The following is a 20884-nucleotide window of genomic DNA, read 5'->3' on the forward strand; positions in this document are numbered from 1 at the left end:
GTTTGATTATTTGTAACTTCTTACGGTTAATTCCACGTTTTCAAAATGCAGCGGTTCAGGAACCAGCCTTTCCTCCTTGTCCTCCCCCTGCCACTGCCAGGCGGATACAAAACAAAATGCTTCATCATTCCTCAAAGCTTCCCCTTCCGGGGTTTGGTATTCTTCCCTGAAATGGGCCCCGCAAGACTCTTCTCTTGTTAAAGCATCCTGGCACATCAGTTCTGCCACTTCCAGATAGTCACTGATCCGTCCTGCCTTTTCCAGTTCTCCATTCATTTCTTCTTCCGTTCCCGGAACTTTGAGCTGCTCATAGAAATCTTCACGCAGTTTTTTGATTTCATCGATGGCATACAACAACCCATCCTTACTTCTGGACAGGCCACAATAATCATACAGCAGTTTACCGAGTGTTTTATGGTAATGATCCGCTGTTTTAGTTCCGTTTATCGCGAGTAATTTCCCTAAATGTGCCCTCACTCCAATCTCTGCATCTATGAACTCCTGTGCCTCCGCATCCGGTTTTTCCGCATGAATCTCTCCTGCGAGGTAATTAGATACCGTATAAGGCGCAACGAAATAACCATCCACACAAGCCTGCAACAGCGAGTTCGCCCCAAGACGGTTGGCACCATGGTCTGCAAAATTTGCTTCACCAAGGGCGAATAATCCAGGAATGGTGGTCATCAGTTCGTAATCTACCCATAGTCCGCCCATAGAGAAATGCGCTGCCGGGGAGATCATCATCGGCTCTGAATAGGCATCTGTATCCGTAATCTTCCGGTACATGGCAAACAGGTTTCCATATTTTTCTTTAATCTTTTCTTTTCCCTGTTCTTTGATCGCTTTAGAGAAGTCCAGGTAGACTGCATTTAACTGCGGTCCTACCCCAAATCCGGCATCGATCCGTTCTTTGGCTGCTCTGGAAGAAATATCCCTTGGGGCCAGGTTTCCAAAAGCAGGATACCGGCGTTCCAGGTAATAGTCCCGTTCATCTTCAGGAATATCATTTGGTTTTCTTTTCTCCTCCGGCTTTAAAGGCACCCAAATCCGGCCATCATTGCGGAGCGATTCAGACATCAGGGTCAGTTTGCTTTGGTAATCCCCGGATTGCGGAAGCGAAGTTGGGTGAACCTGGGTCCAGCTTGGACAGGCCATGAATGCCCCTTTCTTATGTGCACGCCAAATGGCAGAAGCATTACAGCCCATCGCGAGGGTGGATAAATAATAGATCTTTCCAAATCCTCCGGTAGCCAGAATCACCGTATTTGCCGTATGGCGTTCAATCTCTCCTGTATCCAGATTTCTGACGATGATCCCCCTGGCTTTTCCATCTACCAGGACCAGATCCAGCATTTCATGACGGGTATAAAGCGTCACGGTTTTTGCCGCAGCCTGTCTCATCAATGCCTGATAAGCACCCAGCAGCAATTGTTGTCCGGTTTGTCCCCTGGCATAAAAAGTCCGGCTTACCTGAACACCCCCAAAGGAACGGTTGTTTAGGTAGCCGCCATATTCTCTTCCAAAAGGCACCCCTTGTGCTACTGCCTGGTCTATCAGCTGTGCGGAACACTCTGCCAGACGGTAAACATTGGCTTCCCGGGAGCGGAAATCCCCTCCCTTAATCGTATCGTAAAACATACGGTACACACTATCCCCATCATTTTTATAATTCTTGGCGGCATTTACCCCGCCCTGTGCCGCTACAGAATGGGCTCTTCTTGCAGAATCCTGGAAACAAAAAGATTTGACCTTATACCCCATTTCCGCGAGCGATGCCGCCGCAGCACTTCCGGCAAGTCCGGTTCCAACCACAATCACTTCCAGCTTCTTTCTGTTGGCCGGATTAACCAGTTTTGCATGGTCTTTATAAAAACTCCATTTATCTTTTAAGGGGCCGGGAGGTATTTTTGCATTTAGTTCCATGATACATGCTGAGTTAAATAAATGTAAATCGGGATAATCGCAAATCCTGCCGTGATGGCATAGCTATAGCCCCTGCCGAAGATTCTGATCCAGGAAACGTATTTTGGATGGTAAACACCCAGGGAACGTGCCGCGCTAAAAAAACCGTGTAAAAGGTGATACCCTAAGGCAAACATGGAGAGCACATAAAAAAGTACGTACCACCAGTCCTGATAAGCAGCGATCACGATGGTGTATAAATCTTTATGACCATACTCATCCGTTGGTAATGCACCAAATTTATACTGATACCAGAAGTCTTTGAAATGAAAAACCAGAAAGATCAGGATCAGTGTACCAAGGATTCCCATATTCCGGGAATACCATTTACTCGATGCCCCTCTTTGATCAACGGCATATTTACCCGCTGTTTTCCGGTTTTTAAGTGTGATCACCAGCGCGTCCAGGCAATGAACGATCAGGGAAGTATATAAAACATAGGAAATGATCTTAATGAAAATATTTCCGGAGAGCAGCTGAGAATAGCCGTTAAAGCTTTCCTTTGCCTGTACGGCCGGCAACAGCAGCTGCAGGTTGCCCAGCAGGTGGATCACCAGAAAAAAGCAAAGAAATAATCCCGTTAAGGCCATCAGCGTTTTTCGCATCAGAGTAGAGAAAGTACTTTTCATTCTATTTCATTTAATATAAACCAATTGCTTTCCACCAGAGGCCTCCGATGCCCATCCAGATGATCAGGAAGAAAATACTTAATATGAATCCACGCGACCACCAGTCCTTGACTTCGACATAGGTACTGCCAAAAAATACCGGTGCCGGGCCATGCCCATAATGGGTTAATGTTCCAAATATCCCACCACAAAAACCAAGGGATAAAGCCAGCAGCATCGGTGGAATTCCAATACTTATTCCTACCCCCAGCAATGCCGCATACATGGAAGCCACGTGTGCCGTAGCGCTGGCAAAAAGATAATGACTGTAGAAATAAACCAGGATAATGATCGGAAAGGCCATTGTCCAGCTCATTCCGCCGATTTTGGCTTTCACCAGGTTACTGAACCAGGGGATCAGGCCCAGTTGGTTCAGGGCACTGCCCATCATCACCAATGCCGAAAACCAGACGATCGTGTCCCATGCACCCTTTTCACTTTTCACATCCTCCCAGGTCAGTACCCTGGAAAGCAATAAGAAGACCAGGCCGATAAAAGCCGTAGTTGTCGCATCAATTTTAAAGAAATCTCCGGTAATCCATAAAAACAGCAGGACCACGAAAGCAGTCAGCATGAGCCATTCATTGGTGGTCACCGCGCCCATTTCTTTCAGTTTCTCTGCCGCCATTTGTGTCGCACCACTTGTTTTTTTAAGCTCGGGAGGATATATTTTGTACAGGATATAAGGCACAGCGATCAGCGAGATGATCCCGGGCACAATGGCTGCCCACATCCAGGACATCCAGGTGATGTGGATGCCAAGGTCGGCTGCAAATTTCTGACACATCGGGTTACTCGCCGTTCCGGTAAGAAACATGGCAGAAGTGACCAGGTTGATGTTGTAACAATTCAAACTCAGGTAAGCCCCCAGTTTCCGGTGTGTTTCGGGTTGTTCGGGGACAGAGCCGAAGTTCAGGGCCATCGCCTTCATGATGGGATAGATAATCCCACCTCCACGGGCCGTATTGCTGGGAATGGCTGGCGCAAGCACCAGGTCTGCCAGTCCGAGCCCATAACCTAAGCCCAAAGAACTGCGACCGAAAACCCGGACAAAAAGATAGGCAATCCTGCTGCCCAATCCGGTTTTAATAAAGCCACGGGCGATAAAAAAGGAAATCCCTATCAGCCAGATCACTTTATCTCCAAAACTACTCAAAGCCAAAGTGATGGATTTTCCCGGATTTCCCGGTGCAAGAACCCCCGACAAGGCCACGGTAGCAATCGCGATCATCGACATCGTTCCCATTGAAGCCGCTTTCAGGATGATGCCCAGAATCGTTCCAAGAAAAATTGCGAGCAGGTGCCATGCTTCCGGCTTAACACCGTCCGGGATGGGCAAAAACCAAATGATCGCCCCAAAGGCCAGGGTAACCAGCATCATTTTGTAGTTAATTTCTTGCATAGTGTATTGTTTTAGATCTTTAAAAACGTGCCTGCACCTGGCAGATCACCCTGTTGGTATTGTATTCTGTGGTGTTTGGTATGTTTCTCTGATACCTGTCCATCATCAGTCCAAGCTGAACACGGATGGCGTAGGCCTCTGCAAAAGAAGCGCTGAGCATAGGGATGTAAGTTTGTCTGGCGTTCCCGGATTGCTTAAAATCAGCATCCAGATATTCGTAACGAAAGGCGAATTCCAGGTCTTTTAACCTGGTATTTTTAAAGCTGTAACTTACATTGGGCAAGACATAGATTCCGCGCATCGCGTACCTGCTTACCGGAATAACTGGTGTGGTCTGGCTAAAGAATTCCAGACTATTGATTCCCTGTTTGAATTCGGAGGTGAATTTTACCCCCCATTTTTCATTGAGTTGTTTTTTATAGTCAAGGTCCAGTCCATAGGCCCAGATCTTCTGCCCCATGTTTTTACCTGCTCCCCCGCTGATGCCCAAATGCGTGTCTTTACTCAGCCCGAATACCAGTCTCGCGGGGAAGATCTTTCCGTCGTCATTGTCTACGGTATTGCGGTTATTGCCATTAAAGACCCCGATCGAATATTCTATAGGAACGGCAATATCTTTGATCTTTCCGGAGAAACTGGCACCAATCTGGAAACTCTGCCAGCTGTTGCCCCCAAACAGGTAATACTGATTGGAATAATCTATAGACTGCACAAAATCTACCGGATAGTTGTCTTCCTGTCCGAACTGCGGACGAAACTGACCAAACTGGAAGTTTACATAGTCATTTACGCTGTATTTGATAAATGCATTTTCGAGTACTTTATTTTGGGGGTTTCCGGTAAAGTCGCCGAAGTTTACCAGGATCACCGCATTGATGCGGTCGCTGATCGTGGCATTGAGTTGCAGACGGGCTCTTTTTACAGAAAATGAGTTATGAGAAACCTGTTCATCACCTGAATGGTGCAACCCTTTAATGTCAACGTCATCATCCAGGGAATAGTTGAACTGACTCTGCAGCATTCCGGAAAAGTTGAGCTTAGTTTTCGATGTGACCGGAATATCAATCCCCTGGGCATTTAATAGAAAAGGTAAAAAAAGGAGGAAAAGGAGCGTTAAATTGGGCTTCATTATATTTAAGTTAAGGGATAAAAAACTCAAACGGTAGCTGGTACCTATTGAAAGTTAACATTTTTTTCAGATTTTTTTCAATTCATCTAAAAAAAAGCTGACAGAAAGCATGGAATCGAATGAAAATCATTAACAAAAGAATTCCGGGGAATCACATTTTTATCAAGAAGAAGAAGGATTGATTTATCAAAAAGATGGGGTGGTTTATCAAAAAGAAGGATGTCCTGATTAAAGAGCTGGTATCATGGCCTTCGGTGGACCGGGCATTCCTGACAGGCAGGCCGGAAATCCTGTTAAAGGAAAACGGGGAAGCCTCGTCCGAAGCTCCCCCGTTTAAATTAACGCTCTCACATATATAGACGCTCATAAATTCAGATTATTATATCTCAGTAAAAATATTTTTATAATTATTTTCATAATCTGCCTTGTTGTCTTTTAATTGGCATTACGCACCAATAATTGTCATTATTAGAATAAGAAAATACACTTAGCTCCTGCCCTTCGCTGATGATGCACCAGAGCATCCCAGCCTGTTACCAGAGCATCCCAGCCTGCTAAAGAGGGAAATTATTATTTCTTTGCCCCACTCGCCTGAACCTCATTGAAGAATAAAAGGCGAAAGATACTAGATGGCCGGTTTTTTGCGTTAAAGCGCATATGAAAATGATCACCATTGCCCTTTGTTTCTTGTTTCCCCTCCTGTCAGCCGGTACTTCCGAAAAATCAGACCCCGACGACAGCTGGACAAAAGAGGAATTAAGAATGGCCAATACCGCCGGCAATGCCGATTACCTCACCGCCGAGGAAAAAGATATGGTCATTTACATGAACCTTGCAAGAATGGATGGAGCCAAATTTTTCGACACCTATTTTCAGGAATTTGTTGACGCCCATAACCTGCAAATGCAGCAATACGGTAATTACAATGAAGTAAGGGTAAACAGGAACGACAATTATTATAAAAGTCTCCGCAGAGACCTGGAGAAGGTGAAGGATTTCCCTGTATTCTGGCCGGATGAAGCGCTCAGCAACGTGGCTAAATTACACGCAAAAGACCTGAACAGAAATAATTTTGCAGGACATACTTCTAAAGACGGACGTACCGTCCAACAACGTATTGGAAGGATATATCCCAATAAATCAAACGGAGAATGCCTGGCTTTTGGATTTACATCCGGCTTATCCAACGTCTGTATGTTGCTGCTCGACAAGGGGGTTGCAGACCTTGGCCATCGAAAGCTCATCCTGAATACCTCTTCAAAACTAAATACTGTAGGCTTGAGCATTCAGCCTCACAGGCGCTACCGTTATTGTGCAGTAATAGACTTCGTATCCCTTCCGGATTAATTATTTACAATTAAATAACTTAGAATTGCTTTGAATTGATGAAAAAGGTGCCGAGCTTTGCCCGGATGAAAGCAAGTGAGGGTAAATATATAACTGTGTATAGGCGTTTCCGCCGATATGTTAGAGACAATTACGCCTTTGGCTTTGCCTTTCAGAGTACCTGTAGAGATTTTATTCTCTTTGCCCCGAATCTTCCAACATAAGATTTCTTTGATTCAGGGGCCTGTTCATTTATCAAAATCACCATTTAAATCATGCTGAAGGCATACGATTCTTAAATCATGTTCCTGTCAGTCTGACCATTTTCCTTTTATTTATCCTCAATTTATGAAACAAAAAGAATTTCGTTCTATACTTGGAACAGTATTTCTTTGGATCGCCTTACTGGGCATTGTCGCTTTAATCGTGAACGCATTTTATCAAAAATCTGCATTCCACCTGTTGATCGCCTTACCGGTTATTTTAGTTACCGCATTGGCCTACGACCGTTTTCAGTCGAAACATGCCGTATTGCGCAATTACCCGGTAATTGGCCGTTTACGTTATTTCTTTGAATCCATCAGGCCTGAAATGCGCCAGTATTTCTTCGAATCGGAACTGGATGGAAAACCTTTTAACCGCCGCCAGCGCTCTATTGTTTATCAAAGGGCAAAAAATGAAAGAGAAACCGTTGCTTTTGGAATGCAGGTAGACCCTTATCAGGAAGGATACGAATGGGTATCACACAGCATTTACCCTAAGAAATTAAACAATATGGACCTCCGCGTAAAAGTAGGTGGACAGGCCTGTTTACAACCTTACAACCTGAGCATCCTGAACATTGGTGCTATGAGTTTTGGTGCCCTGAGCAAAACAGCCATCCAATCCTTAAGCAATGGAGCCAGCCTCAATGGCTTTGCCCACAATACCGGCGAAGGAGGAATCAGTCCTTACCACGTTAAAGGTGGTGGCGACCTGATCTGGCAGGTAGGGACGGGATATTTCGGATGCAGGGATGCGGAAGGAAAATTTGATCCGGCCCTATTCCAGAAAAACTCCAAAAGAGAGTATGTGAGAATGATTGAGCTGAAATTATCTCAGGGTGCAAAACCGGGACATGGCGGGATTTTACCGGCGGCGAAAAATACCCCTGAAATTGCAGAGATCAGAAACGTAGTGGCAGGAACAACGATCCTTTCTCCTCCGGCACACAGCACTTTCTCCAATGCCACAGGATTGATGCGTTTCATACAGCAGCTGCGTGAGCTTTCAGGAGGAAAACCAGTAGGTTTTAAATTGTGTATCGGAAGCAAACAGGAATTTATAGACATCTGTGAAGCCATGTCACTGACCAGAATCTCTCCGGATTTCATCACTATTGACGGTGCAGAAGGCGGAACCGGAGCAGCTCCGCTTGAATATACAGATTACGTGGGGATGCCACTATTGGACGCCCTTTCATTCGTGAACATCACCTTAAAGAAATACGGACTTAGAGACGACATTAAAATTCTGGCTTCGGGAAAGATCATCACCGGATTTGACATCATGAGGGTGGTTGCCCTTGGTGCCGACGCCTGCTACAGTGCCAGAGGAATGATGATGGCCCTGGGTTGTATTCAGGCCCTGAAATGCGACAGCGGTAAATGTCCGGTAGGAATCGCTACCCAGGACAAGAGTTTGTTCAAAGGGATCGATGTGACCGACAAAAAACACCGCGTAGCAAATTTCCATAAAAACACTGTCCACGCAACAGTAGAACTGATGGAAGCCTGCGGATTTGATACCCTTTCGGAGATTAAACCGGAACGTTTCAACAGAAGAATTGATACCACGAAAACCCTGAATTTCAAGGAGATCTATTTCTCTTAGTGATACATCGGGAATATCAAATGGACAAAAGGGCTGTCTTCTGTAAAAGGAGACAGCCCTTTTTAATTTTATATATATTATGCCTGTTAATTAAACATCAATAAATCATTATCAATACTTAAATTTGCAGGGTTAAAATCAAGACTTTGAAAATAAAAGACACTACAGGGCTCAACCTCTATCTGGTATTGGCCTATCGCTTCCTGATATTGCTGTTCCTATATACCCTCTGCAGAATTGGATTTTACCTTTTTAATCAGGGACTTTTTCAGAACATTACCTTTCCGAAATACCTGTACATGCTTTGGGGCGGACTTAAATTTGATGTTTCTGCTTTAATCTACATCAATGCGATTTACATCCTGCTTCATCTGATTCCCTTCCCCTTCCGTTACCGTGAAGGTTTTCAAAAGTTTTGCAAATGGCTGTTCCTCATTACCAACAGTCTTGGCATCATCGCCAACCTGATTGATTTTGTATATTATAAATTTACCTTAAAAAGAACGACCGCTACAGTTTTCGGTCAGTTCAGCAATGAACAGAATAAATTTAAGCTGTTTGTCGACTTTTTAAAGGATTACTGGTACCTCTTGCTGCTGCTTGCGGTTTTCATCTGGGCTTTCCACAAACTTTATCAATTGGTAAAGGTTAAAAATACCGTCAAATTTACCTGGCCGGTCTACCTTTTACATACGGTATTGTTATTTGCCATCACCTTAATGTGTATCACAGGTGTGCGTGGCGGATGGGGTTTCGGCACCAGACCGATTACCCTGAGCAATGCCGGTGAATTTGTAGACACTCCGGATCAAATGAGCCTGGTGCTCAATACCCCTTTTGCCATCATCAGGACACTCAGGGTTTCCAAATTAAAGCCGGTAAATTATTACGATGAAAAAACGTTGAACAGCATCTATAACCCGATCCATCAGCCAGCAGATACCGCTGCTTTTAAAAAGCTGAATGTGGTCTTTCTGATTATCGAAAGCCTGGGCAAAGAGCATGTAGGCAGCCTCAATAAAGACTTACTGGGAGGCAAGTATAAGGGCTATACCCCTTTCCTGGATTCGCTGGTGGGCGAAAGTTATACTTTTACCCATACCTATGCCAACGGACGTAAATCCATAGATGCCCTGCCTTCTGTCATTACCGGAATCCCTTCCATTAATGAACCTTTCGTACTTTCCATCTATTCCGGCAATAAAACCACGAGTATTGCCCAGTTGCTGGGAGAAAAAGGATATGAGACTGCCTTTTTTCATGGCGCACCAAACGGCTCCATGGGCTTCTCTTCTTATACCCACCTTGCAGGGATTAAAAAATATTTCGGACAAAATGAGTACCAGAAGAAAGGTGATTCTGATGGTACCTGGGGAATCTGGGATGATCCCTACATGCAGTATATGGCAGATGAGATCAATACGCTGAAACAACCTTTCTTTGCGAGTTTCTTCTCTTTGTCTTCCCACCATCCTTTCCGCCTTCCGGACGAATACGTGGGCAAATTCCCTAAAGGACCACTTCCGGTACAGGAACCTCTGGGTTATACGGATATGGCCCTGCGCAATTTCTTTAGGAAAGCGGCTAAAATGCCATGGTATAAAAATACGCTGTTTGTACTTTGTGCAGACCATGCAACGGTATCTTATCTGCCTGAATACCAAAACTCGCCGGGTTATTTCTCCATCCCGATTCTGTTTTATCGCCCGGGAGGAGAACTGAAAGGAAAAGAGGATAAACTGGTACAACAGATAGACATTATGCCTACGGTATTGAACTACCTGCATTACGACAAACCTTATTTCTCTTTCGGTTTTGATGCTTTTGATAAAAAAACGGATAACTTTGTCCTGAACAACAATGATGGTTCTTTCAATTTTTACATGGGCGATTATTACCTGGTAAATGATGGGAAGGACAACCAGGCCTTGTATAATTTAAAAACAGACCGCCTGGTTCAACATAATATTTTGAAACAGGAACCACTGATCGCAGAAAAACTGGAAAAGAGTTTAAAGGCCTTCAGACAGCAATATAACAACAGGATGATAGAGAATAAATTAACCTTCAAATAAGCATGCGTAAAGCGTTATTAAGATTAATAGATTTCTTTTACCCTCCTTTTTCCCGCTGGTTATCCCTCCATACTTTCCGGTACCTTGTGTCGGGAAGTACCACCGCCGCATCGGGAATTGTGGTGTATTATATTGCCTATAACTGGATTTTACATCAAAAGGATGTACAGCTTTCCATTCCTTTTCTTCCCAAATTGATTACGGCCCCGGTAGCAGCCCTGGCGATTGAATCTCTGATCACCTTTTGCATCGGTTTTATCCTCAATAAATACCTCATCTTTACCAAGTCAAACCTCAAGGGAAGGATCCAGCTTTTCCGCTATGGTTCTGTATTTGTGACGAACATTCTGCTGAACCTTGCCATGCTCAAAGTGCTGGTAGAAGCCTTCGGTTTTTATCCGACAATTTCAAAGATTATCATTACTGTAGTCCTTACCGTATTCAGTTATTTTTCTCAGAAGTACTTTACATTTAAGGTCAGAAAATAAGTACAACAACTGTACAACTTGTCTGTTTCGAGTTATTTTTCTGAAATCTATCCCCATTTTTTTAAGGGGAAGGCATAGATTTTCTTATATTGGGCCCAACACTAACCAACACACGTAATGAGTGATTTTAATGACTTTAACAATCCCCAAGTAGCTAAGCTTCCGAAGCATTTAAGGCAATTTATTGTAGAGCAGCATTACGAAAAATATACGCCAATCGATCAGGCAGTTTGGCGCTATGTAATGCGCCAGAACTATAGCTACCTGAAACAGGTGGCCTATTACCCTTATATTAAAGGCTTAAGACGCGCAGGTCTGAGCATCGAGTATATCCCCAATTTACAAACCATGAACGATAACCTTGGCAAAATAGGCTGGGGAGCAGTTACCGTAGATGGGTTTATTCCTCCTGCAGCTTTCATGGAATACCAGGCTTACCAGGTATTGGTGATTGCCGCAGACATTCGTCAGATCAACCATATTGAATATACACCCGCTCCGGATATCATCCATGAGTCGGCAGGACATGCGCCAATTATTGCAGACGCAGATTACAACAGTTACCTGAGCTATTTTGGCTCTATCGGGGCTAAAGCAATGTTTTCATCAAAGGATTTTGAACTTTATGAGGCCATCCGTAACCTTTCCATTTTAAAGGAATCTGCAGATGCCCCGGAGCAGGAAATCGCAAAAGCAGAAAAACATTTACAGGTGGTGGCCGAGAATATGGGCGAACCCTCTGAAATGGCACTCCTGGGCCGCCTGCATTGGTGGACCGTGGAATACGGACTGATCGGGACACTGGAAGAGCCTAAGATTTATGGCGCAGGTTTGCTGTCTTCTATCGGAGAAAGCTCGAGCTGCATGAAAGATGATGTGGAGAAGAAGTGGTATACCATAGATGCCATCAATGCACAATATGACATCACCAAGCCGCAGCCGCAATTATTTGTGACCGCCACTTTTCAAAACCTGATCGACGTTTTAGAGCAGTATGCAGATACAATGGCTTTCAGACGCGGTGGTGCAGAAAGTCTGAGCAAAGCAATCGAGTGTAAAAATCCGGCAACGGCAGTTTACAGTTCGGGTTTACAGGTGACAGGTGTCTTTACAGACATGGGCATCGATGCAGCAGATGAACTTACTTTTATAAAAACAACAGGTCCATCGGCATTGGCCGTAGACTATAAACAACTGGAAGGACATGGTAAATTTTACCATAAAGATGGATTCTCCTCTCCTGTTGGCCGCTTAAATGGCCTTGTACTGGAAAACCTCAGCCTTGCTGAGCTTCAGGACCTGGGCATTGCAGCAGGACAAACTGCGAACCTGACTTTCGACAGCGGGATTCAGCTGAAAGGCACAGTAAAAGAAATCATCAAGCATGCCGAAAAAACGGTCCTGATCGCATTTGAAGATTGTACGGTAAAAGAAAGCAATGGCAATGTGCTGTTCCAACCGGAATGGGGAACTTATGATATGGCCGTAGGGGAGAAAATCGTCTCGGTATTTAACGGGGCAGCAGATAAAGATGCTTACGAAGAGATCACCCATATCAGTGATAAACAGACACATAAAGTGAGTTACGATGAGAAAACTCAAAAGCTGCACGACATCTATAAAGCAATCCGAACGATCAGACAGGAGAAAAGAGATTATGAAAAATGCATTTCCCTATTTGAAGAATTAAAGACAGAACACCGTTCCGACTGGTTGGCTACTTTAGAAATTCTCGAGATTATTTATCATAAAAAGCTCGATTCAGCGTTCGAGAAGGAGTTGCGGGACTACCTGGAACTAAAGGCTGCGAATGAAGCAGATTACCGTAAATTAATCACAGATGGTTTACATGTGATTGAAAACCCGGTGAGTCAATTGATTACTGAAGAAGATTAGATGAATATAGTATTAACAGGTGCAAGTAGCGGAATAGGCTTTGAAGCTGCCCTGGAATTTGCACTGAATAAAGACAACAAGATCGTATGTATTGCCCGCTCTGCGGACAAGCTGCGTAAACTACTGGAAATTGCAAAGGGAATAAATCCTGACTGTGTATTGCTTCCGGTAGAATTTGACATTGTAAATGATGATTATGCGGCACTCCTTCCTTTTTTAAAGGAAAGGTTAGGCAGGGTAGATATTCTGATCAACAATGCAGGTGCCCTGATCAATAAACCTTTTCTGGAAACGAACAGAGAAGATTTATACCAGATGTTCGAGAGCAATGTCATGGGACATTTTAACATGATCCAGAACCTGCTTCCTTTAATGACTTCAGGCAGTCATATTGTGAATATCGGCAGTATGGGCGGCTTCCAGGGAAGCGTTAAATTTCCGGGACTTGCGGCTTATTCGTCGAGCAAAGCTGCCTTGCATACCTTAACAGAATGCCTGGCTTTTGAACTGGCAGATACGGGAATAAAAATCAATTGTCTGGCGCTGGGTTCAGCACAAACAGAGATGCTGGAACAGGCATTCCCGGGGTATCAATCTCCGGTAATGGCTTTCGAAATGGGCAAGTATGTGGCCGACTTTGCAAGGACAGGACATAAGTTTTTCAACGGAAAAGTGCTTCCTGTAGCCGTAACCACCCCTTAATCATCAAGTTATCAACATTATAAACGGGCTAAAGATATTTTAATACCTTTAGCCCATCCTTATGAAGAAAAGCATCATCATTTCCCTCTTTCTTTCATTTAGTATGTTTGCAGCAAGATCGCAAAACACGACTCCCGTTCAATACAAAGAACTGGTATCCAAACTGATGGAAATTACGCCGGCAATGCCTGCCAGTAAACCGCAGTCTACCAACCGGCTGTTAGAATTTGCCAAATCCATGATCGGAATTCCGTACCGTTATGCTTCCAGTAACCCAAAGAGAGGTTTTGACTGCTCCGGATTTGTCAGTTATGTATTTCAGAACTTCGGTTTTAAAGTACCGCGTTCTTCCAGAGAGTTTGCCTCCAGAGGTGAAGCTAAAAACCTGGAAGATGCACAGATAGGCGATGTGATCTTATTTACCGGAACGAACAGCAGGGTCCGCAGGATTGGCCATGTCGGCATCGTCTATTCGATAGACGGGGATGAGATCAAATTCATTCACTCCTCTTCCGGCAGCAAAAAAGGAGTGACGATTACGAGTTTAAATGAGGGTTTTTATAAAAAACGCTTCATGAAAATAGTCAGTATTTTATAACAGAACTACTTTTAGCGCTTCATTTACTTTTCCTTCGCTTAACCATTGTTTTGCCAGTTCGTGGAGCTCACGTTCGCGGTTAGTGGCATCACCGATGGTGGCATCCATCACTTCTTTAACAAGCGATGTATTCCTGATCGCATCGATTTCATCCGCAGAAGGCAAATGCTCTACATTTCCAAGCATTCCAAGGTCATTCCCGCTCAGCACATGTGAATTTCTTACGGCAGAAGGCAAAGCGTCTACGCCAATGCCCAGTGTGGTTAAAGGTTTCGCTACTTTGAAAAGGTTTTCGGGGGTCACGCGGCAATACCAGTCGCCACCCAGACGGGCTACAAGGTCTATTTTTGCCTGGTCAATCTTTCCATCGGTATCCAGGATCTCTTCCTTGATATGGATGAGTTTTACCTCCGCCAGGATCAGGTTTCCTGCACCCGGGTTCTCTCCAAGATGGATCACTTCCCTGATGATGCATTCCATCTGTACCGGAGCTTCGGCTACCCTTGGTGGTTTAACCAGTTGTGAAGGCAGCATCGTAAAGCCTGATTTTTCAAACTCATTGATTCCCTTTGCATATTCTGTACTCGCCAGGCTCATTTGCTGAACCATCGGATAGTTTACAATATTGATCACACATTCTTTCACTTCCAATACATTTTCCAGGGTATGTTTAGTGGTATTGTCCCGCACCCTTCTCGCAGGAGAAAAGATACATAAAGGAGGATTGGTACTGAACATGTTGAAAAAGCTGAAAGGGCTCAGGTTGATGTTTCCATCTTTATCAATGGTAGTGGCAAAGCAGATTGGCCTTGGAGCAATGGCATATTGCATGTAATTCTGCAGCTGGGCAGGGGAAAGTTCGGCGACGTCGATAGTCAGCATATTCTTCTGTTTAAAAGCCCCGAAAACATCGCTCTTCAGTTCGGGAAGGACGATATTTTCAGGGCATATGAAATCTCCTAAACCGGGTTGCGCTTTAGGGGAATGGTTTTATTTTTTCTTCAAAGCAAGGATAGAGAAATCTGAATCCACTTTTTTAATGATATTACTTAGATGTCCAAGTCCGGTAACTTCCATTTCCACGACATCACCGTCCTGTAACCATTGCGGTTTGAAATCAGGATTGTTCAGTAATCCGGTCCCGTTCAGTTCCAGGAAGCATCCTGTACCTACGGTTCCTGAACCAATCACATCACCTGGCAGAATATCTACACCATACGCACAACGTTCCACGATCTCTGCAAAAGTCCAGTCCATATCGGCCATATTGCCGGCAGATACTTCTACTCCGTTTACTGTACAAGTCATTTTCAGGTTGTACGCATTTCCGGTATGACCAGGTTTAGCCGCTACTTTATATTGCTCCAGTTCATCCGGAGTAACCAGCCAGGGGCCGATTACGGTAGAGAAATCTTTTCCTTTTGCCGGGCCTAAATTCAAGAGCATCTCCTCCATTTGAAGGGTTCTCGCGCTCATATCGTTCATCACCATATAACCTGCGATATAATCATCCGCTTCTGCAGCCGTAATGTTTCTTCCTTTTTTACCGATTACGATGGCAACCTCCAGCTCAAAATCAAGCTTTTGGAAATGATCGGGCATACATTCGATCTCTCCGGGGCCCTGAATGGCATTGTGGTTGGTGAAATAAAAGATAGGATACTGATCAAATTCAGCGATCATATCTACTTTACGGTTCCTTCTTGCCGCAGCTACATGCTGACGGAAGGCGTATCCGTCCCTGCAGGAGGTTGGATGCGGTACCGGAGCGATCAGTTCATAGAAGGCTTCTTCTTTAGGTTCAATCTCACCTGATTTAATTTGTGCATCAATCTTTTTTGCACGGTCCATCAATTCCTCTCCGCCCGCTAAAAAAGCATTCATCTCATTCGGCAATTGCTTGTCGCATGAATTCAGATTATAAATATGTCCGTTTACAAAAACACCCAGGTGTTCTCTGTCTTCTGTTTTATAGGATACCAGCTTCATATGCTCAGTTTTTTATGTAGTTGTTCAAAGCTATATAAAATTACAGCAACGATGGCTATAAAAAAATTATCTCCATTAAATCTCTTTTATTGTTTGTTGATTACTGGATTTATTCCTTAATTTAGCTGACGCAAACAAAATGATACAGCACCTCACATATCAAAATCAAGTAGCCAGACAAGCGTTGGCCGCGTTTCGGTATGCGATGCTTTCCAAGATCATTTTTGCCCAATACTCCATTTAGCTTTTCCCGCTACTTTTATAAAACGTTTTCCGCGTTTTATCGTTATTAATATATATTACTCTAACCAAAATAACCTACTGCTATGCCTATTTATCATACCTTAGGAACCATTCCTGCGAAACGCCATACCGTTTTTAGAAAACCAGATGGCAATTTATACGCAGAAGAACTAGTTTCTACTGAAGGGTTTTCAAGCTTATATTCACTGGTTTACCATTGTCACCCGCCAACCATCGTAAAATCCCTTGGGGAACCGTATTCTGTAGAGCCTAAAATCGCCCGTGAGAAACACCTGCGCCATACCAGCCTGATCGGATTTAACGTGAAACCGGAAGACGATTACCTGGAAAGCAGGAAACCGGTATTGGTGAACAGTGACCTGCACATCTCGCTTGCGGCACCAAGAAAGTCGATGACCGATTATTTTTATAAGAATAGTCAGGCAGATGAGGTGATCTTCATTCATGAAGGAAGCGGAACCTTAAAAACAGGCTTCGGAAAAATCCGTTTTGAGTACGGAGATTACCTGGTGATCCCAAGAGGAACCATTTATCAGATGGAATTTGATAATGAGACCAACAGACTCTTTATCACAGAAAGTTTCAGCCCGATCCGCTCTCCAAAACGTTACAGGAATGAATACGGACAGTTAATGGAACATTCACCATATTGTGAGCGCGACATTAAACGCCCTACAGACCTGGAGACCATTGATGAAGTCGGTGATTTCAAAGTGCTGATCAAGAAACAAGGCCTGATGTACCCTTATACTTATGGGACCCATCCTTTTGACTTTGTAGGCTGGGACGGCTTCCATTATCCATGGGCTTTTTCTATCCATGATTTCGAACCGATTACCGGTCGTCTGCACCAGCCACCTCCCGTACACCAGACTTTTGAAGGGCATAACTTTGTGATCTGCTCCTTCGTTCCACGTAAATACGATTACCACCCGCTTTCCATTCCTGCACCCTACAACCACAGCAATGTGGACAGTGATGAGGTTTTGTATTACGTAGACGGTGATTTTATGAGCAGGAAAAGCGTGGTAAAAGGACAAATCACCTTACATCCGGGTGGAATTCCTCATGGACCGCACCCTGGAACGGTAGAAAAATCAATCGGTAAGGAAAGCACCCAGGAGCTGGCCGTAATGATTGACCCTTTCCGTCCTTTAATGCTAACCGAAGATGCCATAAAGATCGAGGACGAAAGCTATCACAAAAGCTGGCAGCATAACGTAGAATAATCAGACAAACAGCGTTTAAAAAAAATATCTAATCATGAGTACACAAACATTTGCAGAAAAGATTGCTAAAGCACCGGATTTTCTTCCGATCAATGGAACGGATTACATAGAGTTCTATGTAGGAAACGCAAAGCAGGCTGCACATTACTATAAAACAGCATTTGGCTTTCAATCCTTAGCTTATGCAGGACCGGAGACAGGCGTTCGCGATCGCGCTTCTTATGTCTTACAACAAGGAAAAATCAGGCTGGTACTGACTACCGCCATGAAATCCGACAGCCCGATTGCGGAGCATGTAAAAAAACATGGTGACGGGGTAAAAGTTCTTGCCCTTTGGGTAGATGACGCCTACAGCGCATTTGAGGAAACCACCAAACGTGGTGCAAAACCTTATCTGGAGCCGGTAACAAAAACCGATGAACATGGAGAAGTGAAGATGTCTGGTATTTATACTTATGGCGAAACCATCCACATGTTCATTGAACGTAAAAATTATACGGGTACTTTCATGCCCGGATTTCAGGATTTGAAAAGCGATTACGCACCGAAAGAAACAGGCCTTTTGTACATTGACCACTGCGTAGGAAACGTGGGCTGGAACAGAATGAACGAAACTGTGAAATGGTATGAGGAAGTGATGGGCTTTGTCAATATTCTTTCTTTTGATGACAAGCAGATCAATACCGAATATTCTGCCCTGATGAGCAAGGTGATGAGCAATGGTAACGGATTTTCAAAGTTTCCAATCAATGAGCCTGCTGAAGGAAAGAAAAAATCGCAGATCGAAGAATATTTAGAGTTTTATGAAGGCGAAGGGGTGCAGCACATTGCGGTAGCGACAAAAGATATTTTGTCTACTGTAAGGGACTTAAAATCTCGAGGGGTTGAGTTTTTAAGTGCACCCCCTGAAGCCTATTACAACATGATGCCAACGCGTGTAGGAGAAATCGACGAGGAGATCGCACAGTTGAAAGAACTGGGCATCCTGGTAGATTGTGATGAAGAGGGCTATCTGTTGCAGATCTTCACCAAACCGGTAGAAGACCGCCCTACATTATTCTTTGAGATCATCCAGAGAAAAGGTGCACAATCCTTTGGTGCAGGTAATTTCAAAGCCTTATTTGAATCATTGGAACGTGAGCAGGAACTGAGAGGAAACTTATAAAAACTGACCATTATTATTCATAAAACGAAGCCAGTCTGTGATACAGTACTGGCTTTTTTATGTTACATTCCCTTCAGATTTGAAAAATTTAGCTATTTTCGGGCCTCTAGGCAATCTGAGGGGGAATGGAAATTAACAGCATCAACAAAATCTCATTATTTTGCAGGCGTTTCGGTACTGCGTTTAAATTGTTCAAAAAGAACGATCCTTTACGCCTTGCAGGAGCAACTGCTTTTTTTGCCAATTTCGCCATCCCTCCCATCCTGATCATCCTGATTCGGTTATTTGGTTTTTTTATGGACCGGAAAACCCTGGTGAACCGGTTGTTTGAACGTTTGGGCAGTGTGCTCGACGACAGCAGTACCCATCAGATCCGGCAGACCTTAAGAAATATCAGGGGTGTTGATCATGAATGGTATGCCACCATATTGAGCTTTATCTTTTTCATCTTCGTGGCCACCACACTCTTTGCGGTGATCAAAAATTCCATGGACCAGATCTGGTCTATCGGCATCAAGGCAAAGGCAGGTTTTTATTTTAAGATGCAGCTCCGGGCCCGTTCTTTCGTCATTATTTTACTGGCGGGACTCCTGTTTTTTGTCGGCCTGCTGACCGATAGTATTCAGGCTGTGATCGGGGTTTACATTAACAATGCGGCACCTACATTTGCAAAATTATTTCTCTCGATATTAAATCAGGCTTTATTTATGGTCATCGTGACGGTCTGGTTTACGGTACTGTTCCGCTTTCTGACCAATGGCCGTCCGACCTGGAAATCGGCCATCCATGGCGGCATCCTGACGGGCCTCTTATTTACAATCGGAAAGTATATTCTAAGGATTATGTTACCCCTGAGCGGGATAGGCAATATTTATGGGACATCAGGCTCTATCGTCCTGATTATGTTGTTTGTATTCTATTCTTCTTTCATTTTCTATTTCGGCGCCTGCTATGTGAAAGTGCTGAGTGACGACAAAAAGACTCCCATACGCCCCATTAAAGGCACATTTAATTATGAAATCAAAGAGGTGATCAAGGATACCTAACAAACCTGAGGAGAAGTAATCTTCTCAAATCCCTGCATCTCAAATACAGCCAGCTTGCTCAACAAGTTATAATGAAGGGTTCCGAAAAAGTTCACGATTCCTTCTTTATTTTTTCCTTCAATACAAATGCTCTCCCTTACCACTTCCTGGTGTTTCAAAATCTGGTCAGACAGGATGACATCTTCGTCCTGAATTTTAACATCATCTGCTTCGATGGAGAACTGTTTTAAGAGCTCTGAGAAGCTCTTTCCGTTTAATAATAACTCTTTGATATTCATAGTCGTATTATTTAAGTTAGGGAGAATGATACTGTCAATTTTAAAGCCAAAAAAAGGGGTAAGCAATTGATGCTCACCCCTTTTCAACAAAATGTTGAAAACTTTTGTTTTTAGAATAACCGGTAAGCCAATCCTAAAGTAAACAGGCCTAGTTTTTTAGCATTATAGTCGTCTTTTCCAATTTTAGAAAGACCTTGTTCGTATCTCAGGTCGATGCCTAATTTGCTGATGTCTAATCCAGCTCCAAACTGCCATGCAAAGTTCTGATCTTTAAAGTTTCCTTTAAGTGCCGAGCTCGTTGCGTCACCGATAGACTGATCTTTATTCAGGATAAAAGAAACCACAGGTCCTGTATTTAAACGGATACCAACACCAGCAGCACCAATTTTAGTACCTACCAAAACGGGGATATCTAAACTGGTAAAGTTGACTTTGTTCTCTACACCGGCACCATCTTTTAAAGTTGTATTTTTTCCTGAGATGTAAAGCTCCGGTTGTAAGTGAATGCCTGCAGCACCGATACGCGCCCAGACACCACCATAATATCCTGCTCTGTTTTCGCTGTTAAAAGTACCTTTGGTGCTAAATTTTGTAAGGTTGGCACCACCTTTTAGTCCGAATTGGAAACTAGGTAACACCTGACTAAAAGCCATCATGCTGGAACAGATGAATAATGCAGATAAGATTATTTTTTTCATAATGTATAATGTAATGATAAGTTGATATAGATAACTGTTATGTAAAACTAAGAATATTTTTAATTCATAACTAAATTACGTAGTTTTATATTAGCAA

19 protein-coding genes are annotated in these 20884 nt (G+C 43.7%); 11 read left to right on the forward strand and 8 right to left on the reverse strand.

The genetic code is table 11. From position 1 onward, the window contains the following. Nucleotides 1-6 precede the first annotated feature (6 nt). From DBR43_RS08225 to DBR43_RS08240, 4 genes are read right to left on the reverse strand one after another with little or no spacing between them, the layout of a single operon-like run. Complete coding sequence (locus DBR43_RS08225) at nucleotides 7-1923, reverse strand: fumarate reductase/succinate dehydrogenase flavoprotein subunit (RefSeq protein WP_124579618.1); 1917 nt, start codon at nucleotides 1921-1923, stop codon at nucleotides 7-9. Then, complete coding sequence (locus DBR43_RS08230; protein WP_124579620.1) at nucleotides 1914-2591, reverse strand: succinate dehydrogenase cytochrome b subunit; 678 nt, start codon at nucleotides 2589-2591, stop codon at nucleotides 1914-1916. Before DBR43_RS08230 ends, DBR43_RS08225 begins: the two co-directional genes overlap by 10 nt. Nucleotides 2592-2601: 10 nt before the next feature. Continuing rightward, on the reverse strand, nucleotides 2602-4032 hold the full coding sequence (locus DBR43_RS08235; protein ID WP_124579622.1) for an anion permease: 1431 nt from the start codon (nucleotides 4030-4032) through the stop codon (nucleotides 2602-2604). A gap of 19 nt (nucleotides 4033-4051) precedes the next feature. Further along, the gene (locus DBR43_RS08240) at nucleotides 4052-5161 is read right to left on the reverse strand and encodes a porin (RefSeq protein ID WP_124579623.1); all 1110 of its coding nucleotides are present in this window, start codon (nucleotides 5159-5161) and stop codon (nucleotides 4052-4054) included. Between the two features lie 194 nt (nucleotides 5162-5355). On the opposite strand from DBR43_RS08240, the gene DBR43_RS32900 reads away from it, so the two are divergent. The 8 genes from DBR43_RS32900 (at nucleotide 5356) to DBR43_RS08275 (ending at nucleotide 14118) form a co-directional block, all read left to right on the forward strand. Then, on the forward strand, nucleotides 5356-5520 hold the full coding sequence (locus DBR43_RS32900) for a hypothetical protein (protein ID WP_158622457.1): 165 nt from the start codon (nucleotides 5356-5358) through the stop codon (nucleotides 5518-5520). A gap of 298 nt (nucleotides 5521-5818) precedes the next feature. Then, the gene (locus DBR43_RS08245) at nucleotides 5819-6508 is read left to right on the forward strand and encodes a CAP domain-containing protein (RefSeq protein WP_124579625.1); all 690 of its coding nucleotides are present in this window, start codon (nucleotides 5819-5821) and stop codon (nucleotides 6506-6508) included. A gap of 327 nt (nucleotides 6509-6835) precedes the next feature. Next, complete coding sequence (locus DBR43_RS08250) at nucleotides 6836-8359, forward strand: FMN-binding glutamate synthase family protein (protein WP_124579627.1); 1524 nt, start codon at nucleotides 6836-6838, stop codon at nucleotides 8357-8359. A gap of 146 nt (nucleotides 8360-8505) precedes the next feature. Then, the gene (locus DBR43_RS08255; RefSeq protein ID WP_124579628.1) at nucleotides 8506-10434 is read left to right on the forward strand and encodes an LTA synthase family protein; all 1929 of its coding nucleotides are present in this window, start codon (nucleotides 8506-8508) and stop codon (nucleotides 10432-10434) included. Nucleotides 10435-10436: 2 nt separating this feature from the next. Beyond that, nucleotides 10437-10922, forward strand: coding sequence for a GtrA family protein (locus DBR43_RS08260; RefSeq protein ID WP_124579630.1), 486 nt, complete (start codon nucleotides 10437-10439; stop codon nucleotides 10920-10922). Between the two features lie 117 nt (nucleotides 10923-11039). Beyond that, nucleotides 11040-12818, forward strand: a complete 1779-nt coding sequence (locus DBR43_RS08265; RefSeq protein ID WP_124579632.1) for an aromatic amino acid hydroxylase — start codon at nucleotides 11040-11042, stop codon at nucleotides 12816-12818. Next, entirely contained in the window at nucleotides 12819-13520 is a 702-nt protein-coding gene (locus tag DBR43_RS08270) for an SDR family NAD(P)-dependent oxidoreductase (RefSeq protein WP_124579634.1), read from the forward strand. A 61-nt stretch (nucleotides 13521-13581) separates the two neighbouring features. Next, complete coding sequence (locus tag DBR43_RS08275) at nucleotides 13582-14118, forward strand: C40 family peptidase (RefSeq protein ID WP_124579636.1); 537 nt, start codon at nucleotides 13582-13584, stop codon at nucleotides 14116-14118. Here the strand turns inward: DBR43_RS08275 and DBR43_RS08280 are convergent. Then, entirely contained in the window at nucleotides 14113-15000 is an 888-nt protein-coding gene (locus tag DBR43_RS08280) for a flavin reductase family protein (protein ID WP_124579638.1), read from the reverse strand. The two genes, DBR43_RS08275 and DBR43_RS08280, sit on opposite strands and share 6 nt — an antisense overlap. Before the next feature lie 108 nt (nucleotides 15001-15108). Continuing rightward, nucleotides 15109-16107 (reverse strand): fumarylacetoacetate hydrolase family protein, encoded by a 999-nt coding sequence (locus DBR43_RS08285; protein ID WP_124579640.1) that lies wholly within the window; start codon nucleotides 16105-16107, stop codon nucleotides 15109-15111. A gap of 326 nt (nucleotides 16108-16433) precedes the next feature. Between DBR43_RS08285 and DBR43_RS08290 the strand changes: the two genes are divergently transcribed. The 3 genes from DBR43_RS08290 (at nucleotide 16434) to DBR43_RS08300 (ending at nucleotide 19811) form a co-directional block, all read left to right on the forward strand. Beyond that, complete coding sequence (locus DBR43_RS08290) at nucleotides 16434-17600, forward strand: homogentisate 1,2-dioxygenase (protein WP_124579642.1); 1167 nt, start codon at nucleotides 16434-16436, stop codon at nucleotides 17598-17600. Between the two features lie 34 nt (nucleotides 17601-17634). After that, a complete protein-coding gene (hppD, locus tag DBR43_RS08295; RefSeq protein WP_124579644.1) occupies nucleotides 17635-18765 on the forward strand; it encodes a 4-hydroxyphenylpyruvate dioxygenase in 1131 nt (376 codons plus the stop codon). 125 nt (nucleotides 18766-18890) lie between these two features. Beyond that, a complete protein-coding gene (locus DBR43_RS08300) occupies nucleotides 18891-19811 on the forward strand; it encodes a YihY/virulence factor BrkB family protein (protein WP_124579646.1) in 921 nt (306 codons plus the stop codon). Here DBR43_RS08300 and DBR43_RS08305 read toward each other — a convergent pair. Beyond that, nucleotides 19808-20089 carry a hypothetical protein gene (locus DBR43_RS08305; protein WP_124579648.1) on the reverse strand — a complete coding sequence of 94 codons (282 nt, stop codon included), beginning with the start codon at nucleotides 20087-20089 and terminating at the stop codon, nucleotides 19808-19810. The two genes, DBR43_RS08300 and DBR43_RS08305, sit on opposite strands and share 4 nt — an antisense overlap. A gap of 110 nt (nucleotides 20090-20199) precedes the next feature. After that, entirely contained in the window at nucleotides 20200-20787 is a 588-nt protein-coding gene (locus tag DBR43_RS08310) for a porin family protein (RefSeq protein WP_124579650.1), read from the reverse strand. Nucleotides 20788-20884 lie beyond the last annotated feature (97 nt).

Source organism: Pedobacter sp. KBW06, assembly GCF_003852525.1.
Classification (GTDB): Bacteria; Bacteroidota; Bacteroidia; order Sphingobacteriales; family Sphingobacteriaceae; genus Pedobacter.

Coding starts and splice junctions, on each gene's coding strand:
- DBR43_RS08225 (WP_124579618.1), bottom strand. CDS start 1,923: ATGGAACTAAATGCAAAAATACCTCCCGGCCCCTTAAAAGATAAATGG.
- DBR43_RS08230 (WP_124579620.1), bottom strand. CDS start 2,591: ATGAAAAGTACTTTCTCTACTCTGATGCGAAAAACGCTGATGGCCTTA.
- DBR43_RS08235 (WP_124579622.1), bottom strand. CDS start 4,032: ATGCAAGAAATTAACTACAAAATGATGCTGGTTACCCTGGCCTTTGGG.
- DBR43_RS08240 (WP_124579623.1), bottom strand. CDS start 5,161: ATGAAGCCCAATTTAACGCTCCTTTTCCTCCTTTTTTTACCTTTTCTA.
- DBR43_RS32900 (WP_158622457.1), top strand. CDS start 5,356: ATGGGGTGGTTTATCAAAAAGAAGGATGTCCTGATTAAAGAGCTGGTA.
- DBR43_RS08245 (WP_124579625.1), top strand. CDS start 5,819: ATGAAAATGATCACCATTGCCCTTTGTTTCTTGTTTCCCCTCCTGTCA.
- DBR43_RS08250 (WP_124579627.1), top strand. CDS start 6,836: ATGAAACAAAAAGAATTTCGTTCTATACTTGGAACAGTATTTCTTTGG.
- DBR43_RS08260 (WP_124579630.1), top strand. CDS start 10,437: ATGCGTAAAGCGTTATTAAGATTAATAGATTTCTTTTACCCTCCTTTT.
- DBR43_RS08265 (WP_124579632.1), top strand. CDS start 11,040: ATGAGTGATTTTAATGACTTTAACAATCCCCAAGTAGCTAAGCTTCCG.
- DBR43_RS08270 (WP_124579634.1), top strand. CDS start 12,819: ATGAATATAGTATTAACAGGTGCAAGTAGCGGAATAGGCTTTGAAGCT.
- DBR43_RS08275 (WP_124579636.1), top strand. CDS start 13,582: ATGAAGAAAAGCATCATCATTTCCCTCTTTCTTTCATTTAGTATGTTT.
- DBR43_RS08280 (WP_124579638.1), bottom strand. CDS start 15,000: ATGCTGACTATCGACGTCGCCGAACTTTCCCCTGCCCAGCTGCAGAAT.
- DBR43_RS08285 (WP_124579640.1), bottom strand. CDS start 16,107: ATGAAGCTGGTATCCTATAAAACAGAAGACAGAGAACACCTGGGTGTT.
- DBR43_RS08290 (WP_124579642.1), top strand. CDS start 16,434: ATGCCTATTTATCATACCTTAGGAACCATTCCTGCGAAACGCCATACC.
- hppD (WP_124579644.1), top strand. CDS start 17,635: ATGAGTACACAAACATTTGCAGAAAAGATTGCTAAAGCACCGGATTTT.
- DBR43_RS08300 (WP_124579646.1), top strand. CDS start 18,891: ATGGAAATTAACAGCATCAACAAAATCTCATTATTTTGCAGGCGTTTC.
- DBR43_RS08305 (WP_124579648.1), bottom strand. CDS start 20,089: ATGAATATCAAAGAGTTATTATTAAACGGAAAGAGCTTCTCAGAGCTC.
- DBR43_RS08310 (WP_124579650.1), bottom strand. CDS start 20,787: ATGAAAAAAATAATCTTATCTGCATTATTCATCTGTTCCAGCATGATG.